The 23,268-nt window shown below is 70.7% G+C and carries 20 protein-coding genes and 1 riboswitch; of the genes, 13 read left to right on the forward strand and 7 right to left on the reverse strand.

The features are described from left to right. Positions 1-388: 388 nt before the first annotated feature. From P3T27_RS08990 to P3T27_RS09005, 4 genes are all read right to left on the reverse strand, one after another. A complete protein-coding gene (locus tag P3T27_RS08990) occupies positions 389-1,942 on the reverse strand; it encodes a glycoside hydrolase family 3 protein (RefSeq protein WP_280676168.1) in 1,554 nt (517 codons plus the stop codon). Positions 1,943-1,948: 6 nt separating this feature from the next. Continuing rightward, complete coding sequence (locus P3T27_RS08995; RefSeq protein WP_280676170.1) at positions 1,949-2,776, reverse strand: carbohydrate ABC transporter permease; 828 nt, start codon at positions 2,774-2,776, stop codon at positions 1,949-1,951. Further along, positions 2,773-3,744, reverse strand: a complete 972-nt coding sequence (locus tag P3T27_RS09000; protein ID WP_280676172.1) for a sugar ABC transporter permease — start codon at positions 3,742-3,744, stop codon at positions 2,773-2,775. The genes P3T27_RS08995 and P3T27_RS09000 overlap by 4 nt, the downstream gene beginning before the upstream one ends. A 146-nt stretch (positions 3,745-3,890) precedes the next feature. Further along, a complete protein-coding gene (locus P3T27_RS09005) occupies positions 3,891-5,183 on the reverse strand; it encodes an extracellular solute-binding protein (RefSeq protein ID WP_280676174.1) in 1,293 nt (430 codons plus the stop codon). A gap of 337 nt (positions 5,184-5,520) precedes the next feature. Between P3T27_RS09005 and P3T27_RS09010 the strand changes: the two genes are divergently transcribed. The 4 genes from P3T27_RS09010 (at position 5,521) to P3T27_RS09025 (ending at position 9,454) form a co-directional block, all read left to right on the forward strand. Then, positions 5,521-6,312 carry a GntR family transcriptional regulator gene (locus P3T27_RS09010; RefSeq protein WP_280676199.1) on the forward strand — a complete coding sequence of 264 codons (792 nt, stop codon included), beginning with the start codon at positions 5,521-5,523 and terminating at the stop codon, positions 6,310-6,312. Between the two features lie 321 nt (positions 6,313-6,633). Beyond that, a complete protein-coding gene (locus tag P3T27_RS09015) occupies positions 6,634-6,900 on the forward strand; it encodes a DUF3311 domain-containing protein (protein ID WP_280676201.1) in 267 nt (88 codons plus the stop codon). After that, positions 6,897-8,510, forward strand: coding sequence for a sodium:solute symporter family protein (locus P3T27_RS09020; RefSeq protein ID WP_280676203.1), 1,614 nt, complete (start codon positions 6,897-6,899; stop codon positions 8,508-8,510). The genes P3T27_RS09015 and P3T27_RS09020 overlap by 4 nt, the downstream gene beginning before the upstream one ends. A gap of 155 nt (positions 8,511-8,665) precedes the next feature. Next, positions 8,666-9,454 carry a histidine phosphatase family protein gene (locus P3T27_RS09025; protein WP_280676205.1) on the forward strand — a complete coding sequence of 263 codons (789 nt, stop codon included), beginning with the start codon at positions 8,666-8,668 and terminating at the stop codon, positions 9,452-9,454. A 7-nt stretch (positions 9,455-9,461) separates the two neighbouring features. Here the strand turns inward: P3T27_RS09025 and P3T27_RS09030 are convergent, their stop codons facing one another. Further along, positions 9,462-10,421 carry a helix-turn-helix domain-containing protein gene (locus tag P3T27_RS09030; RefSeq protein WP_280676207.1) on the reverse strand — a complete coding sequence of 320 codons (960 nt, stop codon included), beginning with the start codon at positions 10,419-10,421 and terminating at the stop codon, positions 9,462-9,464. Between the two features lie 397 nt (positions 10,422-10,818). On the opposite strand from P3T27_RS09030, the gene P3T27_RS09035 reads away from it, so the two are divergent. From P3T27_RS09035 to P3T27_RS09065, 7 genes are all read left to right on the forward strand, one after another. Continuing rightward, positions 10,819-11,313 (forward strand): GNAT family N-acetyltransferase, encoded by a 495-nt coding sequence (locus tag P3T27_RS09035; RefSeq protein WP_280676209.1) that lies wholly within the window; start codon positions 10,819-10,821, stop codon positions 11,311-11,313. Between the two features lie 75 nt (positions 11,314-11,388). Next, complete coding sequence (locus P3T27_RS09040) at positions 11,389-12,384, forward strand: DUF2510 domain-containing protein (protein WP_280676211.1); 996 nt, start codon at positions 11,389-11,391, stop codon at positions 12,382-12,384. 271 nt (positions 12,385-12,655) lie between these two features. Next, positions 12,656-14,641 (forward strand): glycosyltransferase family 2 protein, encoded by a 1,986-nt coding sequence (locus P3T27_RS09045; protein ID WP_280676213.1) that lies wholly within the window; start codon positions 12,656-12,658, stop codon positions 14,639-14,641. Next, positions 14,641-15,978, forward strand: a complete 1,338-nt coding sequence (locus P3T27_RS09050) for a glycosyl hydrolase (RefSeq protein ID WP_280676215.1) — start codon at positions 14,641-14,643, stop codon at positions 15,976-15,978. The genes P3T27_RS09045 and P3T27_RS09050 overlap by 1 nt, the downstream gene beginning before the upstream one ends. A gap of 62 nt (positions 15,979-16,040) precedes the next feature. Then, complete coding sequence (locus P3T27_RS09055; protein ID WP_280676217.1) at positions 16,041-17,273, forward strand: ricin-type beta-trefoil lectin domain protein; 1,233 nt, start codon at positions 16,041-16,043, stop codon at positions 17,271-17,273. 65 nt (positions 17,274-17,338) lie between these two features. Continuing rightward, a riboswitch (cobalamin riboswitch) is annotated at positions 17,339-17,481 on the forward strand. Positions 17,482-17,671: 190 nt separating this feature from the next. Further along, entirely contained in the window at positions 17,672-20,089 is a 2,418-nt protein-coding gene (locus tag P3T27_RS09060) for a ribonucleoside-diphosphate reductase subunit alpha (RefSeq protein ID WP_280676613.1), read from the forward strand. Next, entirely contained in the window at positions 20,089-21,105 is a 1,017-nt protein-coding gene (locus P3T27_RS09065) for a ribonucleotide-diphosphate reductase subunit beta (protein ID WP_280676219.1), read from the forward strand. The genes P3T27_RS09060 and P3T27_RS09065 overlap by 1 nt, the downstream gene beginning before the upstream one ends. A 62-nt stretch (positions 21,106-21,167) precedes the next feature. Here the strand turns inward: P3T27_RS09065 and P3T27_RS09070 are convergent, their stop codons facing one another. Both P3T27_RS09070 and P3T27_RS09075 read right to left on the reverse strand, forming a co-directional pair. After that, entirely contained in the window at positions 21,168-21,377 is a 210-nt protein-coding gene (locus P3T27_RS09070) for a DUF397 domain-containing protein (protein ID WP_280676222.1), read from the reverse strand. A gap of 27 nt (positions 21,378-21,404) precedes the next feature. Then, complete coding sequence (locus P3T27_RS09075; RefSeq protein ID WP_280676224.1) at positions 21,405-22,259, reverse strand: helix-turn-helix transcriptional regulator; 855 nt, start codon at positions 22,257-22,259, stop codon at positions 21,405-21,407. A gap of 234 nt (positions 22,260-22,493) precedes the next feature. On the opposite strand from P3T27_RS09075, the gene P3T27_RS09080 reads away from it, so the two are divergent. Further along, complete coding sequence (locus P3T27_RS09080; RefSeq protein ID WP_280676226.1) at positions 22,494-22,934, forward strand: ATP-binding protein; 441 nt, start codon at positions 22,494-22,496, stop codon at positions 22,932-22,934. Beyond that, on the forward strand, positions 22,931-23,203 hold the full coding sequence (locus P3T27_RS09085) for a hypothetical protein (protein ID WP_280676228.1): 273 nt from the start codon (positions 22,931-22,933) through the stop codon (positions 23,201-23,203). Before P3T27_RS09080 ends, P3T27_RS09085 begins: the two co-directional genes overlap by 4 nt. Positions 23,204-23,268: the final 65 nt, after the last annotated feature.

A 23,268-nucleotide genomic window follows, 5' to 3' on the forward strand; every position in this document is an offset into this window, starting at 1 on the left:
TGTTGCCCGCCGGCAGCGTGATGGCGCCCGCAGCGGAGAGTCCGGGCAGGGGCGAAGAGCTTCGGGGAGGGCCGGTACCACATCCGGTGAGGTTGAAGTTCGAACCGGATGACTGGACTCTGGCCTAGACCAAAGGTGGTGTCAACGGCCAAAAGCCCTCGTCACCAAGGCCGTTGCAGAGCCGTTGTACCCCGTGGCCAACCGTTGCCGTTCCATCACCCTCAGTCGAACTTAAGGTGAATTTAAGGCTCACTTGAGGGAGCACGGTCACATGGTGAACTCGCAGGTCAACGCGGGGAAAACGGGACGGGCCCGCCATGCGACATGCGCATGACGGGCCCGTCGGCCAACGCCCTCCGGACACCGCCGGTGACGTTCCCCCCTCGGCTCAGCCGATCGCTCCCGGCTGCCCGGTGAGCACCTCCACGGCCGCCAGCCCGCAGACCCGGGCGGCGCCGTGGGTGGCGATGTAGAGCGCGCCGACCGGCTCGGACTGCGGCAGCCCCATCTCGACCACCGCGGCGTCCGGGCGGGCCGCCACCAGGCGGCCCAGCGCGGCGGACATCCAGGCGTGCCGGTGCGCGTCGCGGACCACCAGCACCAGGCGACGCCCCTCGGCGGCGGCCACCAGCCCGGCGACCAGCGCGTCCAGCAGCTCGGGGGTGGCCTCGGCCGCCGAGACCGCGCGGGTGCGGGTGCCGGGGAAGCGGTCGGCCAGCATGCCGGCCACGCCCCACGGGGTGACGTCGCCGACGGCGATGTTCGGCTCGTCCGAGAACGAGGCCACGAACGGGCGCTCGGACACCGGCAGCGGCTCGTGGCCCGGCGCCCGGACCACCTTCAGCGCCCGGCGGGCGGCCCGCAGGCCGACCGCGAGGTCCGGCTCCGGCCGCTCGCCCTGGGCCGAGATCCGGCCCCAGCTGCCGAGCGCGCGGACCCGGTCGGCGGCGTCCGCCAACCGCTCCTCGGAGAGCCGGCCAGCCCGCACGCCCGCCACGATGGCGTCGCGCAGCATCAGCACGGTCTCCTCGTCGGCCAGCCCGCCGCCGACGCAGATCGCGTCCGCGCCGGCCGCCAGGGCCAGTACGGTGCCCTCGCCCATCCCGAAGGTGTCGGCGATGGCGCCCATCTCGATCGCGTCGCTGACGATCAGGCCCTGGTAGCCGAGGCCGCCGTCGGCCGGGGCGGCGCGCAGCAGGTCGCGCAGCACGGTGGGGCTGAGGGTGGCCGGCAGCTTCGGGTCGAGCGCCGGGATCATGATGTGGGCGGTCATCACGGCCTTGGTGCCGGCCGCGATCGCCGCCTGGAACGGGATCAGGTCGCGGGCCCGCAGCACGTCCAGGTCGACGTCGATGACCGGCAGGCCGTGGTGCGAGTCGACCGCGGTGTCGCCGTGGCCGGGGAAGTGCTTGGAGCAGGCGGCCACGCCGGCCGACTGCAGGCCCTCCACCCAGGCGGCGGTGTGCCGGGCGCACAGCTCCGGGTCGGCGCCGAAGGAGCGGACGCCGATCACCGGGTTGCGCGGGTTGGAGTTGACGTCCGCGGTGGGCGCCCAGTTGTAGTTGACGCCGGCCGCGGCCAGCGCCCGGCCCAGCTCGCGGGCGACGTCCCGGGTCAGCGCCGGGTCGTCGATCGCGCCGAGCGCGAGGTTGCCGGGCCAGGACGAGCCGGAGCCCGCCTCCAGCCGGGTGACGTCCCCGCTCTCCTCGTCGATCGCGATCAGGAGGTCGGGGTTCTCCTCGCGCAGCGCCCTGGTGAGCGTGGCGAGCTGGTCGAGGTCGACCACGTTGCGGTCGAACAGCGCGACCGAGCCGAGCCCGGCGGCGAGGTGGCGGCGCAGCCACTGCGGCACCTTGGTGCCGACGAAGCCGGGCTGCAGGACGGTCAGGGCGTCGCGGTGCAGCTGGTCGCTGTCCGGCACGGTGGGAACGAGGATGCTCACGATGACTCAGCCCTTCACGGCGCCGTCGGTCAGTCCACCGACCGCCTTGCGCTGCAGGAAGACGAACAGGATCAGCACGGGGATGGCGAACATCGTGGACGCCGCCATGGTGGCGCCCCAGTCGTTGCCGAAGGCGGTCTTGAAGGAGGACAGCCAGAGCGGGAGGGTCTTGCCCTCCTCCTTGTTGAGGATCAGGACGAGCGGGAACTCGTTCCACGCGGTGATGAAGCCGAACAGCGAGGTCGACATCAGACCGGGGGCCAGCAGCGGGAAGATCACCTTCACGAAGGCCTGGGTGCGGGTGCAGCCGTCCACCATGGCCGACTCCTCCAGCTCCTTCGGCACGGCGGCGATGAAGCTGCGCAGCGTCCAGATGGTGAAGGGCAGGACCATCATCATGTAGAAGAAGGTCAGCGGCACCAGGCTGTTCAGCATGCCGTTGTCGCGGGAGATGATGTAGACCGCGATGGTCATGACCTCCCACGGCGCCATCTGCGCGATCATGACGACCAGCACGAAGGACTTGCGGCCGCGGAACTTCATCCGGGCGATGGCGAAGGCCGCCAGGGTCGCGATCACCAGCGAGGCCAGCACCGCACCGACGGTGGCGATGAGGCTGTTGGTGACGTACGTCCAGAAGTTCGGCGCGTTCACCGCGGTGGTGAAGTGCTCGAAGGTGCCGTTGAACGGGATGAAGACCGGCGTCTTGCTGATGATGTCGTTGTTCTGCTTGAAGGCAGTCGCGACCATCCAGTAGACGGGGAAGATGAAGAAGACGAAGAGGACGACCGCGATCACGTTCGGCCAGGTACGTCCGAAGAGAGAGCGCCTCACAGCTCGTCCTCCTGCTTGATCATGATGCGGAAGTAGTACGCCATCAGCGCGCCCAGCATCAGGATGGTGAGCACCGCGATCGCGGAGCCGACGCCGTAGTGCTGGCCGGACGAGCCTTCGAGGAAGGCGTGCACGGGCAGGGTGCGGGTCAGCTTCTCGGGACCGCCGGCGTTGATCGCGTACACCTGGGTGAAGGCCTTGAAGACCCAGATGATCTCCAGGAAGGTCGTGGCCAGGAAGAACGGCTTCAGGCTGGGGAAGATCACCGAGCCGAAGATCTTGAAGGAGCCGGCGCCGTCCATCCGGGCGGCCTCGTAGAGCTCCCTGGGGATGGTGGTCAGGCCGGCGTACATGTTGAACGCCACGAACGGCACCGACTGCCAGACGATCAGCAGGATGACGACGAAGAAGGTCGAGTACTGGTCGCTCATCCAGTTGTAGTCGGCCATCGAGTGCCAACCCAGCTGGTCCAGGACCCAGTTGACGACACCCCACTGCTGGTCGAACAGCCAGCTGTAGACGGTGGTCGCGGCGACCACCGGCATGGCCCAGGCCATCAGCAGCCCGATCGACAGCACCAGGCGCATCTTCTTGCCGAGGTGGTTGAGCAGCAGGCCGATCAGGGTGCCGCCGACCATGATCAGCACCACGTTGACCAGGGTGAAGACGACGGTGCGCCCGGTGACCGACCAGAACTCCGGGTCGGTCAGCTGCTCCTTGTAGTTGTCGAAGCCGTTCCACTCGGTCAGGTGCAGGACCAGCTGGCGCTTGTTGAGGTTCTGGAACGACAGCAGGACGGTCTTCACCAGCGGCCAGCCCAGCAGGGCGATGGTCGCCACGGTGGCCGGCAGCAGCAGCAGGTACGGGGCGAGACGGGAGCCCAGGCCGGGGCCGTCCGCGGATCTGGTGCCCTTCGGGGCGGAGCCCTTGGCACCGCCGCCCGCGGCACGCGTCTCAATACTGGCCACAACAGCCTTCCCTGGCTCCGGGGACTGTGTCTGCACCCGCTCTGAATGCACAGCCATCGTTCTCACTTCCTCACAACCCGACCACGACGGACAGGCGTCGCTCACCGACCCCCCGCCGGGGGCCGGTGAGCGACGCCGCTCGGTGCCTACTGCTTCTGGTTGAGCCGCTTCGCGATCTCGTCGTCGTACTTCTTGGCCGTGGCCGCGTAGTCGCCACCCTGCAGGACCGCGGTCAGGAAGTCCTTGACCGGGTTCGGGTTGTCCTCGACGCTGGCCCAGTTCGGGGTGTTCGGGGTGATCCCGCCGACCGCGGCGGCCGACTGGGCGGCCTTCGCGAAGTCACCGGTGAGCTGGCTGTTCAGCGCGGCCTTGTTCGGGATGTTGCCCGCGGCGGCGACCAGACCCTCGTTCTTGTCGTTGAGGGCGACCTTCAGGAAGTCCTTCGCCATGTCGGTGTTCTTGCCCTGCGAGGCGATCGCCAGGTTCGAGCCGCCGAGGAAGACGCCGGAGGGCTTGTCGGCGGTCTTGCCCGGGAGCGGGAAGAAGCCGATCTTGTCCTTGGGCATGGTCTTCTCGTCGGGCAGCTCCCAGCCGAGGCCGATCATGGCGCCGACGTTGCCCTTGCCGAAGACGTCCTTCTGCTGCGGGGTGGCCTCGTCCTTGTCCTTCGGGCCGGTGACCGAGTAGCCCTGCAGCTTCTTGTAGGTCTCGAAGGCCTTCTGCGCCTCGGGCGAGGACAGGCCGCCGACCCACTTGTCGCCGTCCTTCTTGGCGATCTTGCCGCCCTCACCGGTGAGCAAGCCGAAGTAGGTGTACCACTCCTGACCCGGCAGGTAGATCGGGTCGGCGACGCCGTCGGTGGCCTTCAGCTTCTCCAGGTCGGTGTAGAACTCGTCCAGGGTCTTCGGCGCGTCGGTCAGGCCGGCCTTGGTCCACAGGTCCTTGTTGTAGGCGACGACGCGGTTGGAGACCCACCACGGGGCGGCGTACTGCTTGCCGTCCAGGATCGCGGACTCGTTCTGGTTGGCGGCCCAGTCGGCCCCGCCCAGGTTGGCCTTGTCCTTGGTGATGTCGAGCAGGCCGCCCGAGGCCGCGTAGCCGGCGGTCTGGGTGTTGCCGACCTCCACGACGTCGACCGAGCCCTCGGACAGCGCGGCGGTGACCTTCGCGCCGATGCCGCCCCACTCCTGGATCTGGAAGTCGACCTTCGAACCCGGGTAGGTGGTCTCGAACTCGGTCTTGACCGCGTCGGTCCAGCCCTTCGGGGCGGAGCCGCTCATCAGCCACACCTTCAGCGTCTTGCCGCTGTAGTTCTTGGCGCCCGCCGCGGACGACGAGCCCGAACCGGCGTTGTCGTCCTTCTTGCCGTCGGAGCCACAAGCCGCCAGGCCGACGACCATTGCTGCGACGCCGACCGCCGCGATGAGCTGACGCTTCACGCCATCCTCCTGAGGGATGCCTGGGTTACCCCCGTCGGGCGGCAGCGGCAGACCCACGTAGAGCGGGGGGAAAGGTGCCGCGGACCCCTTCGAGCGGGTGGGGGGATTCGTAGTGACCGGCCTAGTGGTGTAGACCAGATGCCTGGAGCTTGGCCTAGACCAATGGGCCTGTCAACGGGAGTTCGACCGATCCGGACCACCCGTTATCAAGCCGACACCGCACATCGTTCATCGCGTGATGAGGTATTCGTTCCGTAGCCATACATGCAACGATGTCACCCGTTAACGATGTGGCGGGGTCCGTAAAGACCCTGTGAGAAGCGGGAGAACAGGTCCGATGAGCAGCGACGGGGGATCCACCGCCCAGGTCAACGACCCCGAGGTGAAAAACCTCCCGGCGCAGGCCGGCACCGACCCGACCGCGCGCGTCCCCAAGTACTACGGTCTCAAGCGCCACCTGCTCCAACTGACCGAGACCCAGCCCGCCGGCACCCCGGTCCCGCCGGAGCGCGCGCTGGCCGCCCAGTTCGACACCTCGCGCACCACCGTCCGCCAGGCACTGCAGGAACTGGTCGTCGAGGGCCGGCTGGAGCGCATCCAGGGCAAGGGCACCTTCGTCGCCAAGCCCAAGGTCGCCCAGGCCCTCCAGCTCACCTCCTACACCGAGGACATGCGGGCCCAGGGCCTGGAGCCCGCCTCGCGGCTGATCGAGATCGGCTACATCACCGCCGACGACCGGCTCGCCCCGCTGCTCGACATCAAGCCCGGCGGCCGGGTGCTGCGGATCGAGCGCCTGCGGCTGGCCAACGGCGACCCGATGGCCATCGAGGTCGCGCACCTGTCCGCCAAGCGCTTCCCCGCGCTGCGCCGCAACCTCGCCAAGCACAACTCGCTCTACGCGGCGCTGCGCGAGGTGTACGGGGTCACCGTGGCCGAGGCCGAGGAGACCATCGAGACCACCCTCGCCAACCCGCGCGAGGCCGGGCTGCTCGGCTCCGACCTCGGGCTGCCGATGCTCCAGCTCTCCCGGCACTCCTTCGACGCCGAGGGCGACCCGGTGGAGTGGGTCCGCTCGATCTACCGCGGCGACCGCTACAAGTTCATCACCCGGCTCAAGCGGCCGGAGTAGTCGACGGCGGCTCACGCCCCCTTCGCACCACGGGCACCGGCGCGCGCGACCCGCGCGCCGGTGCCCGTTCGCGTCACCCGGACGGCCCGTACCGGTCGAATACACCCGGACGGCGTCCGAATGGCGGGAAGTCGCCCCGATCCCGGTGACATGGATCACCCCATGCCCTAGATTGCGCAGCCGTACTGACTGCCGATCACCGATGGTGCTGCTCGGCGGGCTCGCGGGGGCGTGCGGTGCTCCCGGGGCTGCGGCGCCGACGGGGAACCCTCCGGAGCGGAGCCGAAGATGCCGTCTGATCCCGATGCCACCGAACCTGTCATGCCCGAGCCACCCGGGGACCGGGTGCCGGCGGTGACCCCCGAGCGGGTGCTGGCCGGGCTCGCCCTGCTGGTGCCGATCGTCGCGTTGCTCTGGGTGTCCTCGTACGACAAGACCGACCCGCCCGCGGGCGGGGTGCCGTTCTTCTACTGGTACCAGCTGCTCTGGGTGCCGGTGTCGGCGGTGTTCACCGTCGCCGCGTACCTGCTGATCAACCGGGACGAGAAGGCCCGCACGGCGGCCCGGAAGGCGGGTGGCGCGCGATGAAGGACGTCAACGTGCCGGCCCTCGTGGTCTTCGTGCTGTTCTTCGCCCTGGTCACCGTGATGGGCTTCCTCGCCTCGCGCTGGCGCCGGGCCGACGACGCGGCGCACCTGGACGAGTGGGGCCTGGGCGGCCGCAGCTTCGGGACCTGGGTCACCTGGTTCCTGCTCGGCGGCGACCTCTACACCGCGTACACCTTCGTCGCCGTCCCGGCGGCGGTCTACGCGACCGGCGCGGCGGGCTTCTTCGCGGTGCCGTACACGATCGTCGCCTACCCGCTGGTCTTCCTCTTCCTGCCCCGGCTCTGGTCGGTCTCCCGGGTGCACGGGTACGTCACCCCGGCCGACTTCGTCCGCGGCCGGTACGGCTCGCGGCCGCTCTCCCTGGTCGTCGCGCTGACCGGGATCCTGGCCACCATGCCGTACATCGCGCTCCAGCTCGTCGGCATCCAGGCGGTGCTGGACGTGCTCGGCGTCGGCGGCGGCGAGCACGCCAACTGGTTCGTCAAGGACCTGCCGCTGTTCATCGCCTTCGGCGTGCTGGCCGCCTACACCTACTCCTCCGGGCTGCGCGCCCCGGCGCTGATCGCCTTCGTCAAGGACGCGCTGATCTACATCGTGATCATCGTCGCGGTGATCTACATCCCGATCCGGCTCGGCGGCTACGGGCACATCTTCGACGCGGCGGCGCACAAGTTCAGCGCCCCCAAGTCCGGCGGCTCGATGACCCTCCCAGACAACAAGCAGTGGACGTACGCGACGCTGGCGCTGGGCTCGGCGATGGCGCTGTTCATGTACCCGCACTCGGTGACCGGCGTGCTGGCCTCCAAGTCCCGCAACACCGTGCGCCGCAACATGGCCATCATGCCCGCGTACTCGCTGATGCTGGGCCTGCTGGCGCTGCTCGGCTTCATGGCGATCGCCGCGGGCGTCGGCCAGGGCGACAAGAAGTTCAACGCCCAGCTGTCGGTGCCGCAGCTGTTCGCCGACATGTTCCCGGACTGGTTCACCGGCGTGGCCTTCGCCGCGATCGGAATCGGCGCGCTGGTGCCGGCCGCCATCATGTCGATCGCGGCGGCCAACCTGTTCACCCGCAACGTCTACAAGGAGTGGCTGAAGCCCACCGCCAGCCCCGCGGACGAGACCCGGATCGCCAAGCTGGTCTCACTGCTGGTCAAGGTCGGCGCGCTGGTCTTCGTGCTCGGCATGGACAAGCAGGCCGCGATCAACCTCCAGCTGCTCGGCGGCCTGTGGATCCTGCAGACCTTCGTGGCGATCGTCGGCGGCCTGTTCACCCGCTGGTTCCACCACTGGGCGCTGTTCGCCGGCTGGGCGGCCGGCATGGCGTACGGCACCTGGACGGCGTACGGCATCGCCAGCCCGGCCACCAAGCACTTCGGCGGCAACGCGGCCGCGATCCCCGGCATCGGCGAGATCGGCTACATCGGCCTGACCGCCTTCGCGCTCAACCTGCTCGTCGCGGTGGCGCTCACCCTGGTGCTGCGCGCGGTCAAGGCGCCCGAGGGCCCGGACGAGACCCGACCCGCCGACTACAGCGCCGAAGCCGGCGACGAGGAGCCGGAGAACGCGCCGGAGCCCGTAGCAGCGCACTGATTCGCGCTGCACGCGCCCTGTGATCGCGCCGCCCTCTCCGTGAACACTGGAGAAGGCGGCGCGATCATATGTATGAACAGCCGCCTTCGCAGGGCACCACCAGACCGGACCGGCGACCGGCCGGAAACTGATCGACCCACGGGGAGCACGCGGCCATGGCAGAACTCGGCACCACCCTCAACGGCCAGCACCAGTCCACCCAGAGCCCGCACCACCTCACCACCCACCGCCCGGCGACGGCCACCCGGCTGCCGTCCGTCCTGATCGCCACCCGGCACGGCGAGTCCACCGCCAACGTCGAGTTCCAGCTGGCCGAGGCCGCCGGCGCGCTCAGCGTCCCGATCAGCTGCCGGGACGCCGACATCCCGCTGTCGCTGCACGGCCAGCAGCAGGCCCAGGCGCTCGGCCGCTGGTGGGCCGGCCTGCCCAGCGCCGACCGCCCGCGCAGCGTCTGGTGTTCGCCGTACGTGCGCACCACCGAGACCGCCCGGATCGCGCTCGCCCAGGCCGCCGGGCTCGGCGCCGTCCCGGTCACGCTCGCGGTGCGCTACGACGAGCGGCTGCGCGACCGCGAGCTGGGCGTCCTGGAGATGCTGCCGCGGGCCGCGATCGAGGCCAGGCACCCGGAGGAGGCCGCCCGGCGGCGCAAGATGGGCGAGCTGTACTACCGCCCGCCCGGCGGCGAGTCCTGGGCCGACGTCGCGCTGCGGGTGCGCAGCCTGCTGCGGGACCTCTGCGAGGAGGAGGCCGGACGGCCCGTCCTGCTGGTCGCGCACGACTGCACGGTGCTGATGCTGCGCTACGTGCTGGACCGGCTCACCGAGGAGCGGCTCACCGCGCTCGGGCCGGTGCACAACTGCTCCACCAGCCTCTGGCGCGCCCAGGACGGGCGGCTGCACCCGGACCGCTGGAACACCGTCGACCACCTGGCCCTGGAGAACTGACGATCCGTCACCCGCGCTCCCGCGGGTCGGCGAAGCAGCGCCGGTAGGCCAGCGGCGTGGTCCCCAGCCGGCGCCCGAAGTGGTGCCGCAGCGCCGCCGCGTTGCCGAAGCCGCAGCGGGCGGCGATCGCGTCCACCGGCTCGGTGGTGGACTCCAGCAGCCGCTGGGCGAGCAGCACCCGCTGCCCGGTCAGCCAGCGGTGCGGGGTGGTGCCGGTCTCCTGCTGGAAGCGGCGGGCGAAGGTGCGCGGGGACATGTGGACCCGGGCGGCCAGCTGCTCGACGGTCGCGTCGCGGTCCAGGTGGTGGCGCATCCAGTCGAGCAGCGGGGCCAGCGAGTCGCCGTCGCCCCCGGGCAGCGGGCGGTTCACGAACTGGGCCTGCCCGCCCTCCCGGTGCGGCGCCACCACCATCCGGCGGGCGATCCCCCGGGCCACCTCGGCGCCCTGCACCTTGCGCACCAGGTGCAGGCAGGCGTCGATGCCGGCGGCCGTCCCGGCGGAGGTGATCACCGGGTCGTCGTCCACGTACAGCACGTCCGGCTCGACCGTGGTCAGCGGGAAGCGCCGGGCCAGCTCCTCGCTGTGCCGCCAGTGGGTGCTGGAGCGGCGGCCGTCCAGCAGTCCGGCGGCGCCGAGCACGAAGGCGCCGCTGCAGATGGAGAGCACCCGGCCGCCGTCCGCCACCACCGAGCGCAGCGCCGCCAGCAGCGGCTCCGGGTAGTCCGGGCGGATCGCCGTCGCGGTGACCACCGCCAGGTCGGCCCCGGCCAGCCGCTCGGGGCCGTGCGGGACGTCCACCGCGAACCCGGAGTGGGTCGCGTGCGGCCCGGGACGGGCCCCGGCGATCGCGAAGTCGTAGCCGGGCAGGCCCTCGTCGGTGCGGTCCAGGCCGAAGACCTCGCAGGCGACGCCGAGCTCGAAGGGGTGGACCTCCTCCAGCACCACGGCGACCACGTTCTTCAGCATGCCGCCCAGGATGCCCGGCGGGCGTCGCGGGCGGAAGGGCCCGGGTGGCAGGATTTCGAGGCAATCGGTCGTTCCTGCCACTCGTGGCCGCCGCGCGGCCCGGCCAGAGTGGAGCCATGGACACCGACACTCTCGCAAGCGCACTCGCCCTGGCCGGGACCGTCGGCGGTTTCGGCCTGCTCGGCACCCTGATCGGCCGGGAGGTCGCCCGCGGCGCCGCCGCCGGCCGCGACAACTGGCACCGCCCGGGCGGCTACCCGGCCGGCCCGGAGCGCCTGGACCGGCTGTACGGCAGCCTGCCGGCCGCCTCGCTGCGCCCCTCCGCCGACCCGGCCACCCTCCCGGTCCGGTCCACCCCGGAGATCACCACACCGCACGGCTCCGGCACACTGGCGGGATGGACATCCTCATCCGTCAGGCCCGTTCGGAGGACCTCGACGACGCCGGCCGCATCACCGTCGAGGCCTTCGTCGGCGACGGCCACACCTCGCCCACGAGCGGCTACGTCAAGCTCCTGCGCGACGCCGCCCGCCGGGCCCGGGAGGCCGAGCTCCTCGTCGCGGTCGACGCGGCCGAAGGACGGGTCCTCGGCTGTGTGACCTTCGCCGTCGGCGGCACCGAGTGGGCCGACATCGCCGCCCCGAGCGAGGGCGAGATACGGATGCTGGCCACCGCCGCGGCCGCCCGCGGCCGGGGCGTCGGCGAGGCCCTGGTCCGCGCCACCGTCGCCCGCAGCCGCGAACTCGGCCTGGCCGGCATGGCCTTCTCCACCCGCCCCGAGATGACCGCCGCCCACCGCATCTACGAGCGGACCGGCTTCCTGCGCACTCCGGAGCGCGACTGGGCGCCGTACCCGGGGATGGACCTGATGGTCTACACGATGGCTTTCTGAGGCCGCGTCGGCCGCTGCGCACGGGCCGGTGACGTGAAATGACCATCTGATCGGGGCACTGCTAGGATCCGCCGCATGACGACGGGGAGTACGCCAAGCGGCTGGTACGACGACCCTTCCGGGCAGCCCAACACGCTGCGCTGGTGGGACGGTTCCGCCTGGACCGACAGGATTCAGGCCAAGCCCGGAGGCGCCGCCGCGCCCGCGAGCGCCTTCCCGGGCCACACCGCCCAGAACGCCGCCGCGTCGACCGTCGTCTCCCCCACGGTGCCTGGTCCGCAGCCCGGGCCCGTCGCGCCGGCCCCCAAGCCGATCCCGACCTCGGTGGTCTTCGAGACGGTCGAGCCGAACCGCGCCAAGCGCAGGGTGCTCCTGGCCGTCGGCGCCGTCGTGCTGTCGGTCGTGATGGCCGGCGCCGGGTACGTCGTCGGCGACAAGACCGGCAACTCCGGCTCGGCGAAGGCCGACCCGACCGCCGCCCCGACGGCCACCGGCGACCCGAAGAGCCCGAACGGCTTCATGGGTACCGCCCTGACCGGCGGCCAGCCACTCGCCGGCGGGCGGCAGATCACCGGCCAGGACTCGAAGATGAACTTCATGCTGCCGCCGGACTGGCAGGTCCAGGTCGACGCCAAGAACCCGACCGACGTCCGCTACGCGGTCGGCCCGTACGCCTGCGTGGGCCACGGCAGCGGGGCCTGCACCCGCGGCCTGGTCATCCAGAACCTCCGGGTGTTCAACGGCGGCTGGTCCGACCCGAAGTCCCTGGTGCTCGGCATGGGCCAGCTGCTCTACAACGCCCGTTACGGCTCCGACGCGCCGACCCCGCCGGAGCCGGTGAAGCAGTCGGCCGTCAAGATCCAGGGCCTGGACGGCTACCTCGCGCTGTGGCACGTCCCGATGTCCAGCGGCTCCTCCACGCCGGACGGCTACTGCGGCGTCCTCCAGGTCACCCCGGCGGCCGGGGCCACCACCGTGCCGGTGCTCCAGATCTGCCTCGACCAGGCGCCGGAGGCCCCCTCGCTGGCGCTGATGGACCAGATCGCGAACTCCGTCAAGATCACCCCCTGAAGCCCTCCCGACCCACGGGCCACCCCGCAGGCCCCACCGTCCCGGTGGGGCCTGCGGCGTCCCGGCGCCCCTGGACCCGAACCCCGACTGTGACCGTCCGGCAGCGGCCCGTATGCTGGCCGTTTGAACGACTATCAGCCAAGCCAGCGAGGGTGTCGGCCCACCCGCGGACCCGTCCCACCGACGGCCGGGTGACCAGCGCCGAAGAGCGGTGACAGAGCAGGGAACCAACGGCTTCGGCCCAACGGAGCGGTTGCATGGGGGCATACCGGTGGACTCCACCAACGAACACGCGGCGACCAGGGGCAACCGGGGACGGGGACGCCACGGACGCGTCCTCCCCCGGGCCCGGCACGAACGGCGGATCGTCCGCAGGGACGTGCGCAACACCGCCGCCCAACGCGCCTACGTCGCCTGCGCCGAGACCGCCGGCCCGCTGACCCCCGGCGAGGACGGCGCCGCCGTCCGCTACCGCTCGGTCTCCTCCCGCGGCACCACGTTCGTGATGACCGTCCTGGTGACGGCCAACGCACTGGCCGGCCTCGCCTTCGTCGGCTGGCTGCTGCTGCCCGAACACATCCCCGGTTCCGGTGTCGGCTGGTCCCCGGACTGGCGGATCAACCTGGCCCGCATCTGCTTCTGTGCCGTCATCACGGTGGAACTGGTCCGGCTGGTCCAGAACCTCGCCGTCTGGGTGTTCGCCTTCCGCGCCAAGGACCCGGTGCCGGTCACCCCGCCGCCCGGGCTGCGGGTCGCCGTGCTGACCACGATCGTGCCCTCCAAGGAGCCGATCGAGATCGTCGAACGCACCCTCGCGGCGATGCTGCGGATCGAGTACGACGGCCGGGTCGACGTCTGGATCCTCGACGAGGGCGACGACGACCGGGTCAAGAAGATGGCCGCCCGGCTCGGCGTCCACCACTTCAGCCGCAAGGGACGCCCCGAGTACAACCGGTCCGAGGGCGAGTTCCGGGCCAAGACCAAGTCCGGCAACCACAACTCCTGGCGCGCCGAGCACGAGCACGGGTACGACGTGGTCGCCCAGATGGACCCGGACCACGTCCCGCTGCCCTGCTTCCTGCAGCGCACCCTCGGCTACTTCCGCGACCCCGACGTCGCCTTCGTGGTGGCCCCCCAGGTGTACGGCAACATGTACGACAACTGGGTCGCCCACGGCGCCTCCGTGCAGCAGTACCTGTTCTCCGGCCTGGTCGAGCGCGGCGGCAACGGCATGGACGCGCCGCTGCTGATCGGCACCAACCACCTGTACCGGCCCACCGCCTGGCAGCAGATCGGCGGCTACCAGGACTCGATCATCGAGGACCACCTCACCAGCATGCGGGTCCAGGCCTCCGTGAACCCGGAGACCGGCCACCACTGGAAGGGCGTCTACACCCCGGACGTCCTCGCCGTCGGCGAGGGCCCGACCTCCTGGACCGACTACTTCAACCAGCAGAAGCGCTGGGCGTACGGCATCTGGGAGATCCTGCTCAAGAACCGGCTGCGCTCGGGCATCAAGCTGCGGCTGCGCCAGCGGGTGCTCTACGGCCTGGTCCAGTTCTACTACCCGAGCGTGGCGCTCACCACCGTCCTCGGCAGCCTCGCCACCTCCGTGTACCTGGCCCTCGGCGTCACCTCCATCCACCTCAACAGCGCCCACTGGGTGGCCCTGTGGGGCGCCAGCATGGGTAGCTGGTTCGTGCTGTGGCTCTGGCTGCGCCGGTTCAACCTGGCCGCGCACGAGCGACGCGAGATCGGCATGGCGGGCATGGGACTGGCCCTGTTCGCCGGCCCGGTCTACGTCGCCGCCGCCGTCGCCGCGCTGCTGCGCCGTCCGCTCGCGTACGCCGTCACCGCCAAGGGCGACCTGCGCAGCGCCGAGTCGCTGTCGACGTTCCGGCTGCACCTGGTGTGGGCGGCCGTCGCGGGCGGACTGCTCGGCGCGAGCTTCACGCTCCACCACGACCTCTGGATCCTGCGGTTCTGGGCCGGAGTCAGCCTGTTCACCGGCGTCGCGCCGCCGGTGATCTCCTTCGTCAGCGGACGCCGCGAGGCCCGCGCCCGGCGCGCCGCGGCGACGTCGGCGCCCGTCGGGGCCGCCCACGCCCCCGCGGCCGGACACCTGCCGGCCCAGCGGAGCGAACCGCCGCACGACGGGACGACCGGCCGCAGCGACGAACCCGCCGCCGCGGACGAGTTCGAGGAACTGCTGGAGCCCGCCCGGGCCGGCGGCCGGTCGAAGCAGGGAGGCCGCTGATGCTGCGGATCACCGTGCCCCGGATCGCCGCCCTGGTCGCCCTGGCCCTGATGGTCGGGTACACCTTCGTCCTGGCGCCCCGGCTCTCCCACGCCGACCGGGAGCCGTACGCCTTCGCCGGCGCCGCCCCGACCGCGCTGCCGAGCTGGCTGGCCAGCGCCCTGGCCACGCCGCCGAGCGCCGACCCCACCACCCCCGGCACACCGGCGGCCCCCGCACCGACGGCCCCCGCACCGACGGCCCCCGCACCGACGACCGCCGCACCGCCCCCGCCGCCGCTGTTCCCGCCGGCCGGCGGCGCGTTCACCGGCATCATGACCAAGACCGGCCCGTACGACCTCGGCCCGCTCGACGAGTTCACCGCCGCCGTCAAACACCAGCCGAACGTGCTGGAGTTCTCGGTGGGCTGGTGGGACCGGAAGTTCGACCGCCGGGTCTTCGACACCGTCGCCGAACGCGGCATCATGCCGATGGTCGCCTGGGAACCCTGGGACTACCACAAGGAATCGAAGGACGACAAGCTCCGCGGCGACCAGCCCGAGTATGCCCTGTCCAACATCATCGACGGCAAGTTCGACGACTACATCAGGACCTGGGCGGAGGGCATCAAGGGCCTCGGCTACCCCGTCGCCCTGCGCTTCGCCCACGAGATGAACGGCTACTGGTACCCCTGGGCCGAGCAGGCGAACGGCAACAGGAAGGGCCAGTACGTCCAGGCCTGGCGGCACGTCCACGACATCTTCAAGCAGGCGGGCGCCACCCGGGTCACCTGGGTGTGGAGTCCCAACGTCGACTACGAGAACGCCACCAGCCTGAACTCGCTCTACCCCGGCGACGACTACGCCGACTGGATCGGGCTGTCCGGCTACTACGGCACCACCGGCGTCGAGAAGTACAAGTCGTTCGACCAGATCTTCCAGCCGACCATCAAGCAGGTCCGGGAGTTCACCCAGAAGCCCGTGGTGATCACCGAGACCGGGGCCACCGACACCTCGGGGCTCAAGGCCCAGTGGATCACCGAGATGTTCTCCCAGCTCCCGCAGCACCCCGACATCATCGGCGTGATCTGGTACGAGGCGCGGAAGGAGGTGGACTGGCGGGTGGCCGCGTCCGGTGCGGCCGCCGAGGCGTACGCCGCCGGGGTCGCCGCGCCCCGCTACAGCACGCCGTGGACCGTCCGCTCCGAGCCGGCCCTGACCGTCCCCCCGCCGGTCCCCGACCCGCCGGCCTCCCCCACCCCCTCGACGTCCCCGTCGGCCACCACCACGAAGCCCCCCGCCAAGAAGCCGACCTCCGGTGCCACCCGGCCCCGGTCGGGTTCCACGCCCGCAGGGTGAACGCGCCACCGACCCGGCCCCAGCACCGGCCGGCCACACCGCCGCAGGGAGGCGAGGACCCCATGGCCCACCCCGTCGTGCCCGGAACCGGGCGCCCCCGTCTGCGACCGTGGTGGTGGCTCGCGCCGTCCATCGCGATCGTGCTGGCCCTGTGCGCGGTGCTGCTCCCGCAGGACCGCCAGGAGCCCACCAGGGCCGCCCCCGCGGTCACCCCGCTGCCGGCCGCCACCGCCGGCGAGATCTGCTCCACGGGGGACAACCGCTACCCGTCCCAGGCCGTCGACTCCGGCCGCTACCTGATCAACCCGAACGAGTGGAACGCCACCGGCGGCCTCTGCATCAGCAGCACCGACGGCGGACCCGGCTTCCGGGTGACCCGCAGCGGGATCAGCCCCACCAGCCTGACCGACCCGGACCGGGGACCCGGCGCCTACCCGCACATCAGCACCCAGCTCCAGCCCGGCACCGGCCCGCTGCCCATCGCCGTCAACAACCTGCGGTACGCGACCAGCAGCTGGCGCACCACCCAGGTCGACGACGGCGTCTACAACGCGTCGTACGACGTCTGGTACAGCACCAGCCGGACCAGCTGCTCCTTCACCGAGAGCGCCGAGCTGATGATCTGGCTGCGCGGGAACGGCAAGACGCCGTTCGGGCAGCAGGCCGGCGAGCTGCGGGCCGGCGGCGCCTCCTACCGCGTCTACCAGGCGCCGAAGAAGAGCAGCCACACCCTGATCACCTACGAGATGGCCACCAGCGCCACCTCCGTCACCGACCTGGACCTGCGGGCCTTCACCCGCGACGCCGTCCAGCGCGGCTACGTCCCGGCCGGCTCGTACCTGTGCGCCGTCCAGGCCGGGTTCGAGATCTGGGACGGCGGCGCCGGGCTCAGCAGCGACTCCTTCTCGTTCCAGGCCGCCGCCGGTCAGCCCAGCGGGGCGATCACCTCGGCCGTGCCCGGCCGCTGCCTGGACAGCCGGATGACGGACGATCCCGCCCTGCTGGGCGCCGGCACCTGCGACGGCTCGCCCGCGCAGACCTGGACGATGGGGGACGACGGCTCGATCGGCCAGTCCGGGCGCTGCGTCGAGGACCCGGACATCGGCTTCCCCGTCCTCACCGGCTGCACCTCGCGCCCCGACCAGCGCTGGCGGGTCACCCCCGCCGGGCAGCTCGCGAACCAGGACACGGGGCGCTGCATCGAGAATCCGGGCGCCTCCACGGGCGGCGCGACGCAGGTGCGGATGCGCCCGTGCGACGGCCGTACGGCCCAGGAGTGGCACCCTCCGGCCTGAGCAGATTACCGCACACAGACTCGATCGACCCTGCCGCGCGACACTACATGTGGGGCTGCATCGGACTCACGCCACTAGATGTATGCTCGTCCCTGCTGTCGACGCAGGGGAACCCGGTGCGAATCCGGGACTGCCCCGCAGCGGTGTGCGGGCGGCTCCAGCAGCCGCCCCGCGAGTCCGAATACCTGCCGATGGTGTGCGCACCGGCCCTCCCGCAGAGGCCGCACCAGCACGAGAAGTACCTTCCGGGCCTCGCGGGCGGGCCGGGGACGCCACTGTCGCGCGACGCATCCTGCGTACGTGCCGTGCTCCCCTGCCCCGAACGGTCCGGTGCCCCGATCACCGCCGCACGATCGCCGCCAGGAGAGAGCGCCTTGACCATCGCTGCCTCAGCCACCCTGCCCGCCCAGGGAACCGGCTCCGCCTTCACCGACCCGACGGTCTCCGACCCCGGGGGCGCGCTGCTGCGGCTGCTCACCGACCGCAGCGTCGACCTCCCCCAGGCCGACCCCGGCCACGTCGCCGCCGCCGCGCTGCGCGGCCGCCACGCCGGTTCGGACTTCGCCGAGCTGCGCGGGCTGGCCGTGGACGCCGCCGCGTCGATGATCGCCGAGGACCCCCAGTACTCGAAGCTGGCCGCCCGGCTGCTCGCCCTGGAGATCGTCGACGAGGCGAACAGCCAGGGCTCGGTCTCCTTCGCCGCCTCGATCGCCGTCGGCCACGCCGAGGGCCTGATCGGCGACACCACCGCCGCCTTCGTCGCCAAGCACGCCGCCGCCCTGGACGCGCTGATCGACCCGCGCGGCGACGACCGCTTCGAGTACTTCGGCCTGCGCACCGTGCAGTCCCGCTACCTGCTGCGCCACCCGATCACCCGCAAGGTCATCGAGACCCCGCAGCACTTCCTGCTCCGCGTCGCCTGCGGCCTGGCGGTCGGCGACAGCGAGCAGTCGGTGCGCGAGGTCGCCGAGCTGTACGGCCTGATGAGCCGGCTGGAGTACCTGACCTCCTCGCCGACCCTGTTCAACTCCGGCACCCGGCACCCGCAGATGTCGAGCTGCTACCTGCTCGACTCGCCGCTGGACAACCTGGACTCGATCTACAGCCGCTACGCGCAGATCGCCCGGCTGTCCAAGCACGCCGGCGGCATCGGCCTGTCCTACTCGCGCATCCGCTCCCGCGGCAGCCTGATCCGCGGCACCAACGGCCAGTCCAACGGCATCGTCCCGTTCCTGCGCACCCTCGACTCCTCGGTCGCCGCGGTCAACCAGGGCGGCCGCCGCAAGGGCGCGGCCTGCGTCTACCTGGAGACCTGGCACGCCGACATCGAGGAGTTCCTGGAGCTCCGCGACAACACCGGCGAGGAGGCGCGGCGCACCCACAACCTCAACCTGGCGCACTGGATCCCGGACGAGTTCATGCGCCGGGTCAACGCCAACGCGGACTGGTCGCTGTTCTCCCCCGCCGACGTGCCCGAGCTGGTCGACCTGTGGGGCTCCGACTTCGACGAGGCCTACCGCAAGGCCGAGCTGGCCGGCAAGGCCGTGCGCACCATCCCCGCGCAGACCCTGTACGCCCGGATGATGCGCACCCTGGCGCAGACCGGCAACGGCTGGATGACCTTCAAGGACGCCTCCAACCGCGCCGCCAACCAGACCGCGCTGCCCGGCCGCACGGTGCACTCCTCCAACCTGTGCACCGAGATCCTGGAGGTCACGGACGACTCCGAGACCGCCGTCTGCAACCTCGGCTCGGTCAACCTCGGCGCCCACGTGGCTGAGGGGGCCTCGGCTGAGGACCTGCTCGGCGCCATGGACTGGGAGCGGCTGGACGCCACCGTGCGCACCGCCGTCACCTTCCTCGACCGCGTGGTGGACATCAACTTCTACCCGACCACCGAGGCCGGCACCTCCAACTCCCGCTGGCGCCCGGTGGGCCTCGGCGTGATGGGCCTGCAGGACGTCTTCTTCAAGCTGCGGATCGACTTCGACTCGGCGGAGGCCGCGCGGCTGTCCACCCTGATCGCCGAGCGCATCATGCTCACCGCCTACGAGCGCTCCGCCGACCTGGCCGAGCAGCTGGGCCGCCACGAGGCGTACGGCGAGACCCGCGCCGCGCGCGGCGAGCTGCACATCGACCACTTCCCGACGGCCGCCCCGCAGTGGGCCGACCGCTGGAGCGCGCTGCGCGCCCGGATCGCCGAGACCGGCCTGCGCAACTCGCTGCTGCTGGCCATCGCGCCGACCGCGACCATCGCGTCCATCGCGGGCGTCTACGAGTGCATCGAGCCGCAGGTGTCCAACCTGTTCAAGCGCGAGACGCTGAGCGGCGAGTTCCTCCAGGTCAACCCGTACCTGGTGCGCGAGCTGAAGGAGCTCGGTGTCTGGGACCAGCAGACCCGGGACGCCCTGCGCGAGGCCAACGGCTCGGTGCAGGAGCTGGGTTGGCTGCCCGCCGAGGTGCGGTCGCTGTACCGGACGGCCTGGGAGCTGCCGCAGCGTGCGCTGATCGACCTGGCCGCGGCCCGCATGCCGTACCTGGACCAGAGCCAGTCGCTGAACCTGTTCATGGCCGCGCCGACCATCGGCAAGCTCAGCTCGATGTACGCCTACGCGTGGAAGGTCGGTCTGAAGACCACCTACTACCTGCGCTCGCGCCCGGCCACCCGGATCGCCCAGGCCGCCTCCGGTGCCGCCCGGGCCGCCGCGCCCGCGCCCGCGCCCGTGCCGGTGAACACCCCCGCTCTCACCCCGGAGCAGGAGGCCGCGCTGGCCTGCTCCCTGGAGAACCCCGAGTCCTGCGAGGCCTGCCAGTAATGACCGCCGACGACCGCAAGATGCTGCTCGACCCCGGCTTCGAGCTGACCCTGCGCCCGATGCGCTACCCGTCGTTCTACGACCGCTACCGCGACGCGATCAAGAACACCTGGACCGTCGAGGAGGTGGACCTGCACTCCGACGTCGCCGACCTGGCCAAGCTGAGCGAGGGCGAGCGCCACCTGATCGGCCGCCTGGTCGCCTTCTTCGCCACCGGTGACTCGATCGTCTCCAACAACGTGGTGCTGAGCCTCTACAAGCACATCAACTCCCCGGAGGCGCGGCTGTACCTGTCGCGCCAGCTGTTCGAGGAGGCCGTGCACGTCCAGTTCTACCTGACGCTGCTCGACACCTACCTGCCCGACCCGGAGGACCGCGCGGCGGCCTTCGACGCGGTGGAGAACATCCCCTCCATCCGCCAGAAGGCGCAGTTCTGCTTCAAGTACATGAACGCGGTCGACCACATCGACTCGCTGCAGACGAAGGAAGATCGGCGGGCGTTCCTGCTCAACCTGATCTGCTTCGCGGCGTGTGTGGAGGGTCTGTTCTTCTACGGCGCGTTCGCGTACGTGTACTGGTTCCGGTCGCGCGGCCTGCTGCACGGCCTGGCGACGGGCACCAACTGGGTGTTCCGCGACGAGTCCATGCACATGGACTTCGCGATGTCGGTCGTGGACACGGTTCGCGAGGAGGAGCCCGACCTCTTCGACGACGAGATGGCCAAGCAGGTCACGGAGATGCTGGAGGAGGCCGTCGAGGCCGAGCTCCAGTTCGCCCAGGACCTGTGCGGTGACGGTCTCGCCGGCATGAACACCGAGTCGATGCGCCAGTACCTGGAGGCCGTGGCCGACCAGCGCCTGGCCCGCCTCGGCCTGCCGATCCGGTACGGGTCGACCAACCCGTTCGGCTTCATGGAGCTGCAGAACGTCCAGGAGCTGACCAACTTCTTCGAGCGCCGGGTGTCCGCGTACCAGGTCGCCGTTGAAGGTTCGGTCGCCTTCGACGACGACTTCTAAGCCCCCAGATATGACAGAGGTGCCCCGCACGGCCACAACCCGTGCGGGGCACCTCTGTTGGTTCAGTCGGTCGGAAACTCCCCGCCCTTGATCCCGGCTACGAAGGACGCCCATGCCTCAGTCGGGAAGAGCAGAGCCGGCCCACCCTGATCCTTCGAGTCGCGGACAGCCATCCCGCTCAACACCAACCGCCGGGTCTCCACGCACTCGTTCGCCTGGGCGCTGTAGCTGCTCTTGTACCAACCCCGAGCGGCACTCTCCGGCACAGTCACGCGCTCACACCTCTTCTGATCTCATCGTCATGTCACCGCCGCGATGGCCGCGATCATATCCAGCGACTCCTTGGGGTTCAGAGCAGTCGATCGCAAGTACTCGAAGACCAGCCCATAGCCATCCAGTTCGCCCTGCTGCTCCAGATAATGGCTGCTCGTCAGCGTCTCCAGGAACACCGCTCCGGGAGTAGGCGAGTCAGAGAAGCCGTACATCACGAAGGCACCACATGCACCGGCAGTCGCGCCAACCTCCAACGGCACCACCTGCAAGGTGACATTGGGGAGCTGCGCCATCTCCGCCAGGTGCTCCAGCTGCTCCTTGTGCACCTCCGCCCCTCCAACCGGGCACCTGAGTACGGGCTCCCAGATGATCGCCCAGAATCGGGCCGGATCCGGCTTCGCGAGAACTTCCTTCCGTTCCATCCGGATCTCGACCAGTTGATCAATGCGCTCCGGTCGCACGGCAGCAGGATTGGCTTCAAGCAGGGCCCGGGCATAGCGCTTCGTCTGCAACAAGCCCGGCACAACCATGGTCTGCCACATGCGGATGTACCGAGCATCGTCTTCCAGCCCGAGAACATCGACGTAGGCCGACGGGATCGTGTCGCCGTAGTCGTGCCACCAGCCACGTTTCTTGCTCTGCCTGGACAACTCCTCAAGAGCATCACGCTCCTTACCCGCCACCCCGTACAGATCAAGCAAAATCCCGAGGTCCAGACGGCGCACACCCGACACCCCGGTCTCTATGCGGCTGATCTTGGCACGGGAACAAGCAAGGGCCTGCGCCGCATCGTCCGCCCCCTTTCCCGCAGCTTCGCGAAGACGGCGAAGCTCCGAGCCGAGTCGGCGGGCACGGACGGTCGGCTTCGGTTCATCAGCCATGCACAAGTCCTCTCACCTGACGAGCCTCAGTGTGCCTCGTGACGATTCGTCAATCCAGCGTAACTTGATCTGCATCGTTGCAGTCGTTTCGCTTGCAGTTTGCACTGCTGCAGGTGCATGCTACCTGGAGTAGTTGGAGCCGCCACACAGCGTCATCGTGGCTGGTTCATCACTAGGGCATTCCCATGCCTTCTTCAGGCGTCTTCATCCCGCACCATCGGAGGTGGCCCTGCCATGCCTGAAACCGTCTCCCCCTCCCCCACCCCTGCCGAGCAGACCTGCTGGCTGCCCCGGCACCGGAAGTCCCCCCGAGCCGCCCGCCAGGAGCTCCGGGACTTCCTCCTCCCCCTCCCCTCCGGCGAAACCCTCCTCCCCATCGGCGAGTTGCTGGTCAGCGAGCTCGTCACCAACGCCGTCCAGCACGCCCACGCCCCGCGCGACCGGCTGATCTTCGTCCGCTACCACCTCGCCCCGGACGACACCCTCCGCATCGAGGTGCACGACGCCGACAGCGAGAAGCCAACGCTCCACCCGGCCTCCGCCTCCGCCGAAACCGGCCGAGGCCTGCTGCTCGTCCAGGAGTTGGCCACCCAGTGGGGCTGCTGCCCCCGCAAGGGCGGCATCGGTAAGTTCGTCTGGTGCCACGTCGCCTCCCCCGCCGAGCACGCCGCGTGAGCGCCGTCCGCGCCGGGATCAGCGGCATCATGGCGCCCGCCGACTTCCCCAGCCTCGGCCACGCACTGCCCGTCCTCTGGGAGCGCGTCCGCGAACTCCCCGTCCGCGAGGCCCACCGCGACTTCATCCGCCTCTGCATCGGGCCCGGTGGCGGCGACGGAGTCGCCCTCTGCCTCTCCCGGGGCGGCAGCTGGAGCATGACCCTCTACGTCGGCGAGATGACCGACTGGACCGCCCACCCGATCACCATCACCACCCACCAGCCCTGAACTCCCCCGCCCCGCCCGGCTCTCACGCCGGGCGGGGCGGCCCGAAGAAGGCGCGCGCCCCCGCC

This window comes from Kitasatospora sp. MAA19 (assembly GCF_029894125.1).
Lineage (GTDB): Bacteria > Actinomycetota > Actinomycetes > Streptomycetales > Streptomycetaceae > Kitasatospora.